Annotated in this window: 12 protein-coding genes; 3 read left to right on the top strand and 9 right to left on the bottom strand. The window is 65.8% G+C overall.

The window, feature by feature from the left end; genetic code table 11:
* Positions 1 to 150: 150 nt before the first annotated feature.
* On the top strand, positions 151 to 930 hold the full coding sequence (locus tag ACAW63_RS15905; RefSeq protein ID WP_371226675.1) for a TSUP family transporter: 780 nt from the start codon (positions 151 to 153) through the stop codon (positions 928 to 930).
* A gap of 16 nt (positions 931 to 946) precedes the next feature.
* Here the strand turns inward: ACAW63_RS15905 and nudC are convergent, their stop codons facing one another.
* From nudC to ACAW63_RS15860, 9 genes are all read right to left on the bottom strand, one after another.
* Positions 947 to 1,783, bottom strand: a complete 837-nt coding sequence (gene nudC, locus ACAW63_RS15900) for an NAD(+) diphosphatase (RefSeq protein WP_371226673.1) — start codon at positions 1,781 to 1,783, stop codon at positions 947 to 949.
* Entirely contained in the window at positions 1,783 to 3,456 is a 1,674-nt protein-coding gene (locus tag ACAW63_RS15895) for a ferrous iron transporter B (RefSeq protein WP_371226671.1), read from the bottom strand. Before ACAW63_RS15895 ends, nudC begins: the two co-directional genes overlap by 1 nt.
* A 42-nt stretch (positions 3,457 to 3,498) precedes the next feature.
* Positions 3,499 to 4,311 (bottom strand): crotonase/enoyl-CoA hydratase family protein, encoded by an 813-nt coding sequence (locus ACAW63_RS15890; protein ID WP_371226669.1) that lies wholly within the window; start codon positions 4,309 to 4,311, stop codon positions 3,499 to 3,501.
* A gap of 235 nt (positions 4,312 to 4,546) precedes the next feature.
* On the bottom strand, positions 4,547 to 5,890 hold the full coding sequence (locus ACAW63_RS15885; protein ID WP_371226667.1) for an amino acid permease: 1,344 nt from the start codon (positions 5,888 to 5,890) through the stop codon (positions 4,547 to 4,549).
* Positions 5,891 to 6,106: 216 nt separating this feature from the next.
* On the bottom strand, positions 6,107 to 8,293 hold the full coding sequence (locus ACAW63_RS15880; protein ID WP_371226665.1) for a putative bifunctional diguanylate cyclase/phosphodiesterase: 2,187 nt from the start codon (positions 8,291 to 8,293) through the stop codon (positions 6,107 to 6,109).
* 99 nt (positions 8,294 to 8,392) lie between these two features.
* On the bottom strand, positions 8,393 to 10,645 hold the full coding sequence (locus ACAW63_RS15875; protein ID WP_371226663.1) for an Orn/Lys/Arg decarboxylase N-terminal domain-containing protein: 2,253 nt from the start codon (positions 10,643 to 10,645) through the stop codon (positions 8,393 to 8,395).
* Between the two features lie 690 nt (positions 10,646 to 11,335).
* A complete protein-coding gene (dnaQ, locus tag ACAW63_RS15870) occupies positions 11,336 to 12,073 on the bottom strand; it encodes a DNA polymerase III subunit epsilon (RefSeq protein ID WP_371226661.1) in 738 nt (245 codons plus the stop codon).
* 214 nt (positions 12,074 to 12,287) lie between these two features.
* On the bottom strand, positions 12,288 to 12,731 hold the full coding sequence (gene rnhA, locus ACAW63_RS15865) for a ribonuclease HI (RefSeq protein WP_275607604.1): 444 nt from the start codon (positions 12,729 to 12,731) through the stop codon (positions 12,288 to 12,290).
* Positions 12,732 to 12,742: 11 nt separating this feature from the next.
* Complete coding sequence (locus ACAW63_RS15860; RefSeq protein ID WP_207885686.1) at positions 12,743 to 13,504, bottom strand: class I SAM-dependent methyltransferase; 762 nt, start codon at positions 13,502 to 13,504, stop codon at positions 12,743 to 12,745.
* An 86-nt stretch (positions 13,505 to 13,590) separates the two neighbouring features.
* On the opposite strand from ACAW63_RS15860, the gene gloB reads away from it, so the two are divergent.
* Both gloB and ACAW63_RS15850 read left to right on the top strand, forming a co-directional pair.
* Entirely contained in the window at positions 13,591 to 14,370 is a 780-nt protein-coding gene (gene gloB / locus ACAW63_RS15855) for a hydroxyacylglutathione hydrolase (protein WP_371226658.1), read from the top strand.
* Between the two features lie 79 nt (positions 14,371 to 14,449).
* Positions 14,450 to 16,081 (top strand): LysM peptidoglycan-binding domain-containing protein, encoded by a 1,632-nt coding sequence (locus tag ACAW63_RS15850; RefSeq protein ID WP_371226656.1) that lies wholly within the window; start codon positions 14,450 to 14,452, stop codon positions 16,079 to 16,081.
* Positions 16,082 to 16,187: the final 106 nt, after the last annotated feature.

Below are 16,187 nucleotides of genomic sequence, written 5' to 3'. Positions count from 1 at the left end.
TTTCCTTACACGTGGAATTGCCGGCATTATGCGCACCGCGTACCTGCGCGGCCAGCCAGACCGTCGCAGCTTTCGGGCCCGTTAACGTTTCCCTGCCCCCACTCCTCACAAGGGAGTGGCGCCACGAGCCCCCCGATCAAGGCCGATCCCATGCCCTTCGAACTCGTCGTAGACCCCACTACCCTCGTCATCCTCGCCGGCGTCGCCTTCCTCGCTGGCTTCATCGATGCCATCGCCGGCGGCGGTGGTCTGCTGACCATCCCCGCCCTGCTCACCGCCGGCGTGCCACCGCACCTGGCGCTGGGCACCAACAAGCTGAGTTCGACCTTCGGCGCCGCCGTCGCCAGCTACACCTTCTACCGCCGCAAGCTGTTCCAACCGCGCCAATGGCGCAACGGCATCATCGGCACCGCCATCGGCGCCGCACTGGGCGCCTGGGCCGCGCACCTGATGCCGGCGGAATGGCTGAACCGCATGCTGCCGGTGGTGGTGTTCGGTTGCGGCCTGTACCTGCTGTTCGGCAAGACGCCGGAAGCGCCGCTGGACGCCGACCCGAAGATCGCCCAGGGCCGCCAGTGGCCGCAAGGCCTGGGCCTGGGCTTCTACGACGGCGTGGCCGGCCCCGGCACCGGCGCCTTCTGGACCGTCAGCACCCTGCTGATGTACCCGTTGGACCTGGTGCGCGCCAGCGGTGTGGCGCGCAGCATGAACTTCGTCAGCAACGTCCTCGCCCTGGCAGTGTTCGTCGCCTCCGGCCAGGTGATCTGGGTGATGGGCCTGTGCATGGGCAGCGCCCTGATGATCGGCGCCTACTTCGGCGCGCGCACGGCAATCGGCGGCGGCGCCAAGTTCATTCGTCCGGTATTCATCCTGGTGGTGTTGGCCTTGACCGTGCGCCTGGCCTGGCAGCACTGGTTCAACGTCGCGTGACGCGGCGCCTGAAACCTCAGGCGCCGGGCAGGACAGGATCGGGACGACCGGCGCGGCGCGCCAGGTACAGCTCGATCAGGTAGCGGGCGATGGAGCGCCCGGCCGGCAGACGCGGCAGGTCGTCGATATGGAACCAGCGCGCGTCCTCGATCTCGTCCGGTTGCATGACGATCTCGCCGCTGGCGTACTCGGCGTGGTAGCCGAACATCAGCGAATGGGGGAACGGCCAGGGCTGGCTGCCGATGTAGCGGATGTTGGTGACCTCCACCCCGACTTCTTCGCGCACCTCGCGGGCAACGCAATGCTCGACCGACTCGCCGGGCTCGACGAAGCCGGCCAGGGTGCTGTACACGCCGGGCACGAAACGCGGCGAACGCGCCAGCAGCAGCTCATCACCACGGGTCACCAGCACGATCATGCTCGGCGACAGCAGCGGGTAACGCTGGATACCACAGGCCTCGCACTGCATCGCGCGGTCGCGGGGCATACGCAGGTTGGGCTGGCCGCAGCTGCCGCAGAAGCGGTTCTGCCGCCACCAGATACCGATCTGGCTGGCGAAGCCGAGCATGGCGAAGATGTCCTCCTCGCCTTCCAGCATGAACTGGCGCAGGCCGATCCAGCTGGCGCCTTCCAGCGAGTCGGGACGGTCGATTTCCAGCAGATACACCGGCTCGCCATCGAAGTGGCCGACGGCATGCTCGGACAGCACCGACAGGTCCTGACGCTTCAACCAATCACGGGGGAACAGCACGCCATTGCTGTCACCGAGGAACTGCTGCTGGCAATGGGCAACCGCCCAGCCACCTTGCGCTGTCGCCTCGAACAGCGCCGACTCCCAGCGTCCGGTACGCATCAGGCGGCCACCGTCAGGCCGAGCGCCTTGACGCTCTCGCTGGCGACGTCCAGCACATCGGGTTGTCCTTCCGGCCGCATCATGGCCCCACCCTCCAGGTAATACTCAAGGCCGGTCAGTGCGTCGGCCAGGGTTTCCAGCATCTGCTCGGACGGCATCTGCGTCGTCTCGATCATCTGCTGTTGAATATAGTCGGCACAGGCGCCGACCAGCAGCGCCGCGCGCTCCTGGCCGAGGAACCAGAGCCCGCCGCGCACCGCCTGCAGGCTGATGGGCACGTTGGCCAGGTGCAGCTTGTCGCCGTTGGATTCGAGGTAGGCGGTAATCGCCCGCTTGGCCAAGGCAAGGCCGGCCTGGGCCTCGTCGATCACCACGATGCGGGCCTCGGCCAGCTGGTGCACGGCGAAGGATTCATCCTCGCCCAGCGGCAGCGCACGCGCGCTCGGGCGCTCGCCGCGCTCCAGGTTCCCCGCCATGCTCTCGACATAGAGCAAGGTGTCGGCCAGCGCATTGAGCGCGCTCGCGTCATCGGCCGCGCCCTTGCTCACCCACCCCGCCACCACCGTGTGCTGGTGCTGCAGGGCGATGGACGCCGAGTTCAGGCCGACCATGCCCAGGGTCTTGGCCAGCTTGCCCAGCTGGGTATGCAGGATGCCCAGCGCATCGGCCTGGGACACGCCGCGCTCGATCAGGTCGAGCTGGTCCTTGACCGCGGTGAGCTCCTCGCGGATCGCCGCCGACAGCGAGCGCATCACCGACTGGCCGGGGCCGGACAGGCGCTGCGACTCATCTTCGAGCAGGTGATCGGTGAACGGCAGCGGCGCCAGGCCGAATACCTGGCGCAGTTCGCTGGCGCGCGGGCCGCGGGTGTCGGCCAGTGCGGTGAGATAGAGCAGTTCCTTGAGCATCTGGCGCGGCGTTTCGTATTGCGGATTGCCGATCAGTTGCTTTAGCTCGCGGTCCAAGCGGGCGAAGACCTGCTTGCGCGTCTTGCGCGGCAGCATCTGCGCATCCACCAGCGCCTCCAGCGCACCGGCGCCAACCCAGCACAGGCGGGTGCGCGAGGCACTGCCCAGCAGCAGGTCGAGCTTGGCCAGGGCGCGGCTCATCAGCTTCAGGCTGGGGTAGAGATTCTGTTCGCGGATCAGCCCGAGCAGGCCGACCTGGTACATCTGCCGCAGCCGGCGAACCTCGCGCTCCGAATCCTCCACCTGCGGCACGGTCACCGCGCGCAGCGGGCGCGGCAGGTCCAGTCGCGCACTGAAGAAGAAGCTTTCCGGCAAGGTCGGCTGACCGGCGGCCTGGCGCACGTCGTTGATCGCCGGCAGCAGCAGCTCGGGGATTTCCTGGCGGTGCGCCTCGAGGTTCTCCAGGTAGCGGCGCAGCACGTAGAGCGCGTTGCCCAGCGCCGCCAACTGGCCGTCACGATCCTCGCCGACCCCGGCGGGAATGTCGTGGGCGAGGTTCAGCGCTTCCTGGGCCAGCAGCTCGGCGCCGGCCAGTTCGATCAGATTGAGGGTGCCGCGAATCTGGCTCAGGCACTCGACCGAGTGTTGCAGCAGGTTGCCGTTCTGACGCTCGGCGATGAAGTGCTCGAGATTCTGCTCGGCCTCCTCCATCGTGGCGAACAATTCGTCGCGAACCAGACTGAGGGACGTGGCTCCGGTAACCATCGGCCTAGTGCGCCTCCTGCGCGCAAGAAGAGTGGATGGGCATCAATCGGCGAACTCGGGGGTCTTCTTGCTCATGTGCGCCATCATGGCGGCCTGCAGGTCGGCGGACTGCAGCATGGCGGCGTTCCAGGTGGCGATGTATTCCAGGCCGTCCTCGACGCTATGGTCACGGGCGTAGCTGATCATTTCCTTGGTGCCGCGAATGGCGATCGGCGACTTCGCGGCGATCTGCCGGGCGATCTCCATCACCCCGTCCATCAGCGCGGAGTGGTCGGCGTAGACCTTGTTGACCAGGCCGATCTGCCGGGCTTCCTCAGCGTCGGCGTTGCGGCCGGTGTAGGCCAGCTCGCGCATAATGCCGTCGCCGATCAGGCGCGGCAGACGCTGCAGGGTACCGACGTCGGCGGCCATGCCCATGTCGATTTCCTTGATGGAGAACTGCGCATCGCTGCTGCAGTAGCGCATGTCGCAGGCCGAGATCAGGTCGATGGCGCCGCCGATGCAGTAGCCCTGGATCGCGGCGAGCACCGGCTTGCTGCACTTGTCCACGGCGGTGAACGAGCCTTGCAGCTGAAGGATGGTCTTGCGCAGTGCGCGGGCATTGCGGCCGACGTCCTTGCCCAGGTGGCTGGCAGCCTGGGCCAGCAGGGCGAGGTCGATGCCGGCGGAGAAGTGCTTGCCGGCGCCGCTCAGGACCACCACGCGAACTTCATCGGTGTCGTCGGCCCACTGGAAGATATCGATGATCTCCTTCCAGAAGTCGGCGTTCATGGCATTGAGTTTTTCCGGACGATTGATCTGCACATGGGCGATCTTGTCCGCCAGTTCGACGCGGAATGCTTTGTACTCGGTCACGGGATGTCCTCGGGATGCCCTGCTTCGCGTCCGGGGCGGCTGGCCGCCGCAAGAGCCCGGGCCAATGGTTCTTGTAAGTGTCGGAAACAGATGTCGGAAATCGCGTCACTATAACAAGGCAAGACCAAAAGTCGATGCCGTGGTCTGTGACACAGACCACGGCATCGGGCTAGAGTTGGCTTGCAAAACCGCCATCAAGTAGTTGATCTGACGGGATCGTGCCGGAAGCGACCGTTCAGTCGCCAACCGCCAGCGGCAGCCCCTGGGCGCGGTTGCGGTACTGCCGCCAGGTGTACATCGGGATACCGGCCATGAACACCAGGAAGCCCCAGAAGATCGCCTGCTCGCCGGTGCCGTAAAGCGCCCACAGCGAGTAGAGGAAGCCCAGGCAACCGATCGCCAGCACCTGCGGACGCGAGCGCGGCGAGAAGGACTCCGGCTTCACCGCCAGCAGTTGCAGCAGCGCCGCGGTGCAGAAGGCATAGGGCACGACGCCGGTCATGGTGCCGAGCAGGATGATGACGTTGAACACCTCCACCAGCTCGCCGTGACCGTCGACCATCACCAGTGCGGTGACCAGCAGGCCCGAGGCCAGCAGGCCGTTGGCCGGGGCGCCATTCTTGTTGAGCTTGCCGAGGGACTCCGGGAACAGACCGTCACGGGCCGGCGCCACCGGAATCTGCCCCTGCAGCAGCACCCAGCCGTTGAGCGCGCCAAGGCAGGCGATCACCGCACCCGCCGCCACCAGGTAGTAACCCCAGTCGCCCAGCAGAATGCGCGCGGCATCGGCGAACGGCGAGGTGGACTTGGCCAGCACTTCCGGCGGCATCAGCCCCTGTACGACGGTGATCGACAGGATGTACACCGCCGCAGCCGCCAGCGTGCCGAACAGCGTGGCGCGGGGAATGGTCTTCTTCGGGTCGCGCACGTCATCCGCCGGCACGGTGGCCGACTCCAGCCCGATGAACGACCAGAGCGTCAGCGCCGCCGTGGTGGCGATGGCCTGGGCGTAGCCCATGTTCGGCAGCTCGCTGGGCGCGGGGATGGTCAGGTAGTCGGGATTGAAGTGGAACCAGCCGAGAATGCCCACCAGCAGCAACGGAATCAGCTTGAGCGCGGTGAGCAGGTTCTGCACCACGGCGAACGCGGTGATCCCGCGCAGGTTGATCAGGGTGCACAGCCAGATGGCGCCAATGGCGGTGGCGACCATCAGCAGCGGGTCAGCCAGCACCGGGATGAACACCCGCAGATAGCCCACCAGGGTCACGGCGATGGCCGCGTTGCCGATCCAGGCGGCCTTCCAGTAGGTCCAGGCGCACAGGTAGCCGGCAAAGCTGCCGAAGCCGTCGCGGGTATAGGCATAGGGTCCGCCAGCGCCGGGATTCAGGCGCGCCAGCCGGGCGAAGGTGAAGGCCAGCAGCACCGCCCCGGTGGTCGACACCAGCCAGCCGAACAGGCTGAGCCCACCATAGGCCGCCAGGCTCGACGGCAGCAGGAACACTCCCGAGCCGACCATGTTGCCCACCACCAGCGCGGTGCAGCTCCAGAACCCCATGCTGCCCTTGTTCGCTCCCGCCATCTGCACTCCTTAAAGTTTGCGGCCCTGTTCTATCACTTCCAACCTGCCGTGCCGCTCATGGCGATGGCCTCCGGATTCGGACTCGAAGTTCCGATCTGTCCTACAGGGTAGACAGCACAGGGCCAAGGAGGAAACAGTTTCCGCCGCGAATGTGCAAGCTTCGAGCGTTTTCCCGGCGCGGGATCAATCCGCGCTGCGAAAATTCACCTCAGATCGCTAGGCGGAGCCTGACTGGCGAGCGCCGATGCCGAAGACCTGCTCGAACAGGTTGGCCGGCATCGGCTTGGCGAACAGATAGCCCTGCCCCTCCGCGCAACGCTCGGCGCGCAGGCGATCCCGCTGGGCCGAGGTTTCGATGCCTTCGGCAATGGTCTCCAGGTCGAAGCTGCGGGCCATGTCGAGGATCGCCCGGATCACCGACAGGTCCTGCTGGGACTCCAGCATGCCGATCACGAAAGAGCGGTCGATCTTGATCCGGCTCAGCGGGTAGGTCTTGAGCAGGCTCAGCGAGGCGTAGCCGGTGCCGAAGTCGTCGAAGGCGAGCCCCACGCCGTAGCTGCGCAGCGTGCGCAGGGTGTCGAGCACCACGTCGTCATGGTTGAGCACGATGTTTTCGGTAATCTCCAGCTCCAGCGCGTCGGCCGGCAGGCCGTGACGCTCCAGCACGTCGAGCACCTGGGAGACCAGGTTGCCCATGCGGAACTGTGCGCCGAACAGGTTCACCCCCATGCGTATCTGCGGCATGCCATTGCGGCGCCAGTAGGCGACCCGGGCGCAGGCTTCGTCCAGAATCCAGGCGCCGACGATGGCCGCCAGCGGCCCACCCTCCAGCGACGGCAGGAAGGCCGCCGGGGACAGCAGTCCGCGCTGCGGGTGCTGCCAGCGAATCAGTGCTTCCGCCCCGCACAGGGAACCGTCGCGCAGGCTCACCTGGGGCTGGTAGTACAGCAGGAATTCCCCGTTGGCCACGGCGCGGTGCAATTCCATGCCATACAGGTGCCGCGCCGCCGCTTCCATCTTGAGGGCCGGAACGAAGACGAAGGCGTGGCCACGGCCGCTGCTCTTGGCCTTGAACAGCGCCAGGTCCGCATCACCGACCAGCTCCAGCGCTTCCTGGGCGTGCAGCGGCGCCAACGCCACGCCACAACTGGCAGCCACCCGCACTTCGTGGGCATCGATGACGATGGGCTCGGCGATACGGGTAATGGCTGCCTGGGCCAGGCGCATGGCCTGCTCGGGCGAGATCAGGTTCGGTTCCAGAATGGCGAACTCGTCGCCGCCGATGCGCGCCACCGTGGCGTCGGCGCTGGCCAATCGTTCCAGGCGCGCCGCGACCTCGCGCAGGATACCGTCGCCCACCGCGTGTCCCAGCGAATCGTTGACGTCCTTGAAGCCGTCCAGATCGATCATCAGTACCGCCGCCGGGCGCGACTGCACCAGGATGTCTTCCGTAACCCGGTAGAACCGGCCCCGGTTGGCCAGCCCGGTGAGCACGTCGACACTGGCCAGCTGACGCAGCGCCTCTTCCTCCTGATGCACGGCGGTCAGGTCCTTGAGCACCGCCTCGAACTTGAGCTTGCCCTTCTCCGTCCAGCAGAACAGTGTGAGCCCCAGGGCCAGTTCGGTGCCATCCTGGCGCACGCCGGTGATTTCCGCCGGCACATCCATGCCGTCCAGCGAGGTTGCGTCAATGGCACTGTTGATCAGGCTGCGAAAGGCCGCGCGGCCACGCTCCGGCAAGAGCAGCTCGAATGCCTGCCCCGCCCCCTCATCCAGCGCATAGCCGTAGAGATTGGCGGCCGCTTCGTTCCAGGCCACGATCTCGCCCCAGCAGTCGAACCAGACCACCGGCGTGGGCGAACTGCCGGCGTATTCCTCGAACAGCGGCCGGGTGCGCGCCGACATCACTTCGATGCGGCGCAGCTCCAGGCGATCTGCCGCCATGCGCGCCAGCTCGCGCAGGCGCTCGCGGTCGTCGCGGGAGAAATCCTCATGGGGCTGGCTGTCGATGATGCACAGGGCGCCCAGCGGGTGACCTTCCACCGACAGCAGTGGCACCCCTGCGTAGAAGCGTATGCCTGAAGGCTGGGTCACCAGCGGGTTGTCGTGGAAACGCTCGTCAGTGCGGGCATCGGGCACCACCATCACCTCATCCTGGGTGATGGCGTGGGCGCAGAAGGACACATCGCGGCCCATGTCCACCTCACCGACACCGGTGGCTGCGGCAAAGAACACGTGATCGCTGCCAATCATGTTCACCGCGGCCACGGGCATGCCGAACATGCGCACGGCGATCTGCACCACCGGGTCCAGGCTGGGCACCAGGGCTTCATCGTCGAACCCATAGTCGGAAAGTGCGCTCAGGCGTTCGCTTTCGTTCGGCAGTGCCGAGGGACAGCGCATGGGGAAACCTCCCTTTTCCTCGTTTCTCCCTGTACCTATCCCGACAAGAATAGTTGGTCTTTGAAAAAGCGGCGGGCTCCGCGCGTCAGAGCCCGTCCATCACTTGCAGCACTCCACCGTATAGCGCCGCTCGCCGTTCACCTCGTGGATCTGCAGGCCGTGCACGTCCGAGTCGAAGCCTGGGAAGTTGCGCTCGAAACTCCGGGCGAAGGCCAGGTAATCGAGGATCGAGCGGGTGGACTCGGTGAACCGCTCGCCCGGCATGATCAGCGGGATGCCCGGCGGGTAAGGCACCAGCATCACCGCCGCGATACGCCCCTCCAGCTGGTCGATGGGCACCGCTTCCACTTCCCCGCGCACCAGTTGCGCGTAGGCGTCGGCCGGGCGCAGGGCGATTTCAGGCAGCACGGTGTACATGCGTTTCATCGCCTTGGCGGTAGCGTGGTCCCGGTAACAACCATGCAGCTCGTCGCACAGATCGCGCAGGCCCATGCCGGCATAGCGCGCCCCGCCTGCCTGGGCGACGCTGGGCAGTGCATCGGCCAGCGGCTGGTTGGCGTCGTAGCTGCGCTTGAACTCCAGCAACTCGGTCACCAGGGTGCTCCACTTGCCCTTGGTCACGCCCATGGAGAACAGCACCAGGAAGGAGTACAGGCCGGTCTTCTCCACCACCAGCCCGCGCTCCCAGAGGAAGCGGCTGACCACCGCGGCGGGAATGCCCCTCGCGTCCAGCCGCCCGCCGGCAGTGAGGCCGGGCGTGGCGAGGGTGACCTTGATCGGGTCGAGCAGCACGTAATCCTCTACCGCATCGCCGAAGCCATGCCAGTCGGCATTGGGCTCCAGCACCCAGTCGCGGGTCCTCACCTCGTCGGTGCCCTCCACGCCCGGTGGCTGCCAGACGCAGAACCACCAGTCGTCCTCGGCAAGGTTCTGCTGCACGTTGGCCAGGGCGCGGCGGAAGCTCAGCGCCTCGTCGAAGGTTTCCTGGATCAGCGAGCTCCCCGCCGGGCCTTCCATCATCGCCGAGGCCACGTCCAGCGAGGCGATGATGCCGTACTGCGGCGAGGTGGAGATGTGCATCATGAAGGCTTCGTTGAAGCGTGCCCGGTCGAAGCGTCGGGCGCCGCCGTCCTGCACGTGGATCATCGAGGCCTGGCTGAAGGCGGCGAGCATCTTGTGGGTGGAATGGGTGGTGAATACCAGCGGGCCGCTGTCCTGGCGGCTCGTGCCCATGCCATAGCGCCCATCGTAGAAGTCGTGGAAGGCCGCATAGGCGTACCAGGCTTCGTCGAAATGCAGCACCTCGACACTGTCCCCCAGCGCCTGCTTGATCATCTCGGCGTTGTAGCAGAGGCCGTCGTAGGTGGAGTTGGTCACCACCGCCAGCCGGACCTTGGGTTCGCGCCCCCGCGCCAGCGGGCTGGCGGCGATCTTCGCGGCAATCGACTCGCGGCTGAACTCGGACAGCGGGATCGGCCCGATGATGCCCAGTTCATTGCGTTCCGGCATCAGGTAGAGCGGAATCGCGCCGGTCATGATGATCGCGTGCAGGATCGACTTGTGGCAGTTGCGATCCACCAGCACCAGGTCATCGCGGCAGACCATGGAGTGCCAGACGATCTTGTTCGCCGTCGAGGTGCCATTGATCACGAAGAAGGTGTGGTCGGCGCCGAAATTGCGCGCCGCACGGGCCTCCGCCTCGGCCAGCGGGCCGGTGTGGTCGAGCAGCGAGCCCAGCTCCGGCACCGAGACCGAGAGGTCCGAACGCAGGGTGTTCTCCCCGAAGAACTGGTGGAACGCCTGCCCCACCGGACTCTTGCGATAAGCCACGCCACCGCCGTGGCCGGGCGTGTGCCAGGAGTAGTTGGACTGCGCGGTGTGCTCCACCAGGGCGCGGAAGAACGGCGGCAGCAGGCCCTCCAGGTACCTGCGCGCGGCGCGGCTGACCTGGCGGGCGAGGAAGGGCACGGTGTCTTCGAACAGGTAGAGGATGCCGCGCAGCTGGTGCAGGTCGGCCATGGACTCGGCCGGTGCGTTCTCGATGGTCATCTGCTCGCCGAGGGCGAAGATCGGCAGCTGCGGCGCCCGCACCCGGGCCATGCGGATCAGCTCCACCACATCCTGCAGCAGGCGCTGGTTCTCCCCCGCCCCCTCGGCGGCAACCAGGATGCAGGCCAGCCCGTGGTGAGTGGAGGCGACGATGCGCCCCTCGGCGGAGCTGGCGGTGGAAAGAATGCTGAAGCCATCCTGCTCCAGTTCGCGGGCGATGTCGCGGACGCGGTCGCCGGCCACGGTGTCGGCCTTGATGTCGCGGTGAACGATGAGGATGGGGAACTTGAGGTCTTTATACATTGTGAGCCCCTGAGGCGGACGCTCTGCTGGCGTCGATCCTTACTAGAGTATGGACTCACGAAATGTAGGGGAATGCGGTCGGCTGACGGCTGTAATAAAACGTCGCGTGGGTGACAGGCAAGGCCCGTTAATTCCGCGCGCTACGCTCTGGCTCTGGCTCTGGCTCTGGCTCTGGCTCTGGCTCTGGCTCTGGCTCTGGCTCTGGCTCTGGCAATTGAAGACTTCCAGAGAAACTTCCACACACTCCAGCTCGCCCCGATCAGGAGGCCGAGTGGAATCGGAGTTTCAGGGGATGAGCGACATGGATGTCGCGAGAGCCACGATGGGCCAGGGATGGCCCGTCGTGGCGTGCCCCTGAAACTTCGATGGAGCGAGGGAATTTTTCGCCTGAGCGAAAAACCGGATGTCCTGGGCAAGACCTTTTGGTTCCTTTTGTGTCGTTTGACAAAAGGGACTCGCCCGAGGGGGCGAAACAAAATTTCTCAGCGCACGCCGAAGCGGCGCAGACCACCTAAACCAGAAGCATCGCGGACGAAGTACGCCCCTACGCGAACGCAAGACATCCGCAACTCTCGGATAGAACGGATTCATCCGCGCAGGATTTCGCGGACAAGCTCCGCTCCTACGAAGACAGCCCGTCGAAACGAAAAAGGCCCCTCTCAGGGGCCTTTTCTCAAGCAGCGCGAAGGATCACTCCTTCGGCGCTTCCATCTGCACCCACAGCGGCGGAGCACCGGCGGACTTCTCGATCACCGCCAGGCGGGCGATGTGCGCCTCGATCTCCGCGTCGGTCGCCCGGATCACCCGGGTCAGGCCACGCTCGGCAGCCAGACGACGAATCGCCGTAGCCGTGGCGCGACCGCTGCCGTCACCTTCGGCACCGTTACCGGCCAGCGACAGGCTGGTCTGCCCACCGGTCATCGCCAGGTAGACGTCGGCAAGAATCTCGGCGTCGAGCAGTGCGCCGTGCAGGTCGCGACCGGAGTTGTCGACACCGTAGCGCTTGCACAGGGCGTCGAGGTTGTTGCGCTGGCCCGGATGGCGCTCGCGGGCCATCAGCAGGGTGTCGAGAATCGAACAGTAGTCGGCGACTTCCGCGCGCTCGGACTGCCCCAGCAGGGCGAATTCGTTGTTGATGAAGCCAACGTCGAACGCCGCGTTGTGGATGATCAGCTGCGCGCCGTTGATGAATTCGAAGAAGTCGTCGGCCACTTCGCGGAAACGCGGCTTGTCCTTCAGGTATTCGTTGGTGATGCCGTGCACCGCGATGGCGCCTTCGTCCACTTCGCGGTCGGGTTGCAGGTAGACGTGGAAGTGCCGGCCGGTAAGGCGGCGGCCTTCGAGCTCGACGCAACCGATCTCGATGATCCGGTGGCCGTCGGTGACCGGCATACCGGTCGTTTCAGTATCGAGTACGACGCTGCGCATTCTGTGAGAAACCTTCTTTGCGGAGATGGCCCGAAACGCTCCGGGCGACCTTGATCTTGATACCTGGATACCTAGAATCTGTTTACGATCTTGCGAGCTAGAGCAGAACAAGGCAAAAACAGGCGAGGAAGCGGAGTTTACGAGCTGTAAATGAGCATTCCGAACCTGTTTTTAACGCAGTTCTGCCGACGCGCAGCAGATCGTAAACAGGTTCTTAGCGCGGCAGTTCGCTCACCCCACGGTTGGCGAGCATGTCGGCGCGTTCGTTGCCGGGGTGGCCGGTATGGCCGCGCACCCAGCGCCATTCGACATTATGCCGGTTCACCTGCTCGTCCAGCGCCTGCCACAGGTCGGCGTTCTTCACCGGCTGCTTGGCGGCGGTCTTCCAGCCGCGCTTCTTCCAGTTGGCCATCCATTCGGTGATGCCCTGCATGACGTACTGCGAGTCGGTGACGATACGCACGTCGCAATGCCGCTTGAGCGCGGCCAGGGCCATGATGGCGGCCATCAGTTCCATGCGGTTGTTGGTGGTTTCCGGCTCGCCGCCCCACAGTTCGCGCTCGGCGCCCTTGTAGAACAGCACGGCGCCCCAGCCTCCCGGGCCCGGGTTGCCCTTGCAGGCGCCGTCGGTGTAGATCTCGACTTTCTCTTCGCTCATATCGCTCGTGTTCAGGACTCGGAATCGCGGCGGCTGACCTTGGCCACCGGCAGCGGCACCAGTTGCCCGCGCGGCTCGCGGCGGGGTTGGCGCAGGGGTCTCAAGCCGACCACCAGCTTGCGCGCCACCAATAGATAGAAGCCGGCGCCAGAGCCCTGCAGGACGGGGCCCCAGGTCTCCATGCGGGCCAGGCGGCCCTGCCATTTGGCCGATGCAAGCGGCGGACGATAACACCCGAAGCGGCGTTTCTCCAGCGCGAATCCCAGCAGGTTGAGCCAGTCGCAGACCCGCGTCGGCGAGATGCAGCGGGCACGGCGCAAGGCATCGCGGGCGAAGTAGTGGCGAATGCCCCAGGCGCTCCACGGATTGACCCCAACCACCAGCAGGTGCCCGCCCGGCCGCACGCTGCGCGCGGCTTCACGCAGCAGCCGGTGCGGCGACAGACAGAAGTCCAGGCCGTGCTGCAGCAGCACCACGTCGGCGGCATGTTCGCCCAGGGGCCAGGCCGCCTCGTCACAGGCGATCTCCACCCCCGGCAACGGCGGCCCCAGGCGCACGCCACGCTGGATGTTGCCGGTGCTGGCCGGCAACTCGGCGTGCGGGCCGTAATGCACCAGGTAACCGCCGAAATAACGTTCCAGCTCGTCGGTCAGCAGTTGCTGCTCTTCGGCGAGCATCATTCCGCCGATCGGACCGGCCAGCCAGTCACGCGCCTGGGCGATCAGCTCCAGCCAGTCGGCGTCGGCCTGGGCGAAGGGTTCGGGTTCGATCATCACTACCCCCTGTGGGAGTGCGCGACACAAAAGTGCGTATCCGCACTACTATGCGCCAATGCCCACTACTTAGCGACTTTCCGGCCATGATACAGATAGACGCGCTACCCGCCTTTTCCGACAACTACCTCTGGCTGTTGCAGGATGTAACCCGCCGCCAGTGCGCGGTGGTCGATCCGGGCGACGCCGGCCCGGTTCTGGCCTGGCTGGACGCCCACCCCGGCTGGACCCTGACCGACATCCTGGTCACCCACCACCACGCCGACCACGTCGGCGGCGTTGCCCAGCTCAAGGCCGCAACCGGCGCCCGCGTGCTCGGTCCGGCCAGCGAGAAGATCCCTGCGCGCGACGAAGCGCTCGAAGACGGTGACCACGTCGAGGTACTCGGCCTTGGCTTCGAGGTCATCCACGTTCCCGGCCACACGCTCGGCCATATCGCTTACTTCAATCAGGACCACGAGCCGCCGCTGCTGTTCTGTGGCGATACCCTGTTCGCCGCCGGCTGCGGCCGCCTGTTCGAAGGCACCCCGGCGCAGATGCACGCCTCGCTGAGCCGCCTGGCCGCGCTGCCGGACCAGACCCAGGTCTACTGCACCCACGAATACACCCTGAGCAACCTGCGCTTCGCCTGCGCGGTGGAGCCGGAGAATCCCGAGGTCCGCGCACGCTTCGAAGAAGTCAGCCGCTGGCGTGACCAAGGGAAGATCAGCCTGCCCTCTTCCATCGCCCTGGAACGGGCGACGAATCCGTTCCTTCGGGTATCGGAAACATCCGTTAAGAAAATCGCCGACGAGCGGAACGGCCAGGAAATCCGCACGCCGGACGAGGTCTTTGCGACCATTCGCCGCTGGAAGGACCAGTTCTGAGGGGTGGCGAAATCTTGACCAGGGCAACCGCGATTCCTAGAATCCCCGAAATTTTTGCCCCGGACATAGTCATCAGCCAATGCCGCCAAAGACCAGCAAGACCTTCGATCTAGACGCATTGACTCGTGCTATCCGAGTTTCCGTGGTGCTTTTCGCCGCGGGCCTGGCCGGCTGTCAGTCGACCCAGCACGTCGCCACCGACAGCCAGGCCCGCAATGCTACCCGCGCCGTCGACGTGAAGTTCAATCCGGCCTGGTCGGACGCCCAGAACGATATCTGGGAGCGCATGCGCGTCGGCTTCCAGCTGCAGGACCAGATCGACACCAACCCGCGCATCGAGCGCCAGCGCCTGTGGTTCATGAGCAACCCGTCGTTCCTGGAAAACGCCAGCGAACGCGGCAGCCCCTACATGCACTATATCGTCGAGCGCCTGGAAGAGCGTGACATGCCGCTGGAACTGGCCCTGCTGCCGGTCATCGAAAGCTCCTACAACCCGATGGCGGTGTCCCGCGCCCAGGCCGTCGGCCTGTGGCAGTTCATCCCGAGCACCGGCACCCATTTCAACCTGCGCCAGACCAACTTCTATGACGGTCGCCGCGACATCCAGGCGTCGACCAACGCCGCGCTGACCTACCTGACCCGCCTGCACGACATGTTCAACGGTGACTGGCTGCTCGCGCTGGCCGCCTACAACGCCGGCGAGGGCACCGTCAGCCGCGCCATCGAACGCAACGAGCGCCTCGGCCTGCCGACCGACTACTGGAACCTGCCGCTGCCGCAGGAAACCCAGGATTACGTGCCCAAGTTGCTGGCGCTGTCGCAACTGGTGAACGCGCCGACCATCTACGGCATCAACCTCAACCCGATCGCCAACGAGCCCTACTTCACCTCGATTCGCATCAAGCCAGGCCTCGACCTGTCGCGGGTCGCCGCCCTCGCCGACCTCGACGAGGATGAGCTGTACCAGCTCAACCCCGCCTTCAAGCGCAAGGTGACCCTCGACGGCCCGCACCACCTGCTGGTGCCCAAGGACAAGGCCGACACCCTGAAGGCCGGCATCGACACGCTGACGCCGCAGCCGATCAGCGCCTACGCCTCGGTCGCCTCCGCGTCGACGACCAGCAAAGGCCTGAAGCAGTACCGCGTGCGCAAGGGTGACAGCCTGCACAGCATCGCCCAGCGCTACCGCCTGACCGTCGCAGAACTGAAGTCCGCCAACCGCCTGAACGCCAACCGCCTGCGCAATGGCCAGGTCCTGGTGATCCCCGGCCAGCCGGGCCGCCCGGTCGTCGAGCCGGAGAGCCCGCGTCAACTGGCGCAGGTCGAGCGCCCGTCCACGTCCACTCGCTCCAAGGCCCGCACCTACACCGTGAAGAACGGCGACACCCTCTGGCAGATCGCCAAGAAGAACGACGTCGACGTCGCCGACATCAAGCGCTGGAACAACCTGGACAGCCATGGCGTCAAGCCGGGCCAGACCCTCAAGCTGCAAGGCGGCTCCAGCGCCACGACCCAGCAGGTGGCCTCGCGCAGCAAGAGCAAGCAGGACAACGTGACCTACTACAAGGTCCAGCAAGGCGACTCGATGTACCTGATCGCCAAGCGCTTCAATGTCGAAATGCAGCACATCAAGCGCTGGAACCCGCGCAGCGGCAAGGCCCTGAAGCCGGGCCAGACCCTCACGCTCTACCTCGACACCGCCAGCCGCTGACCGTCGTCACGCGCCGTGACGCAAATGTCCCGGCGCGCGGCTTCTGGCGGCACGGACAAGCTGCTACTGTACGGAGCCATTCGCCCAGCCAAGGATCGGACCCTAC

The organism is Pseudomonas sp. QE6 (genome assembly GCF_041379005.1).
Lineage (GTDB): Bacteria > Pseudomonadota > Gammaproteobacteria > Pseudomonadales > Pseudomonadaceae > Pseudomonas.
Note: the sequence above shows the minus strand (reverse complement) of the source record. Positions and strands in the feature narration are given on the sequence as shown.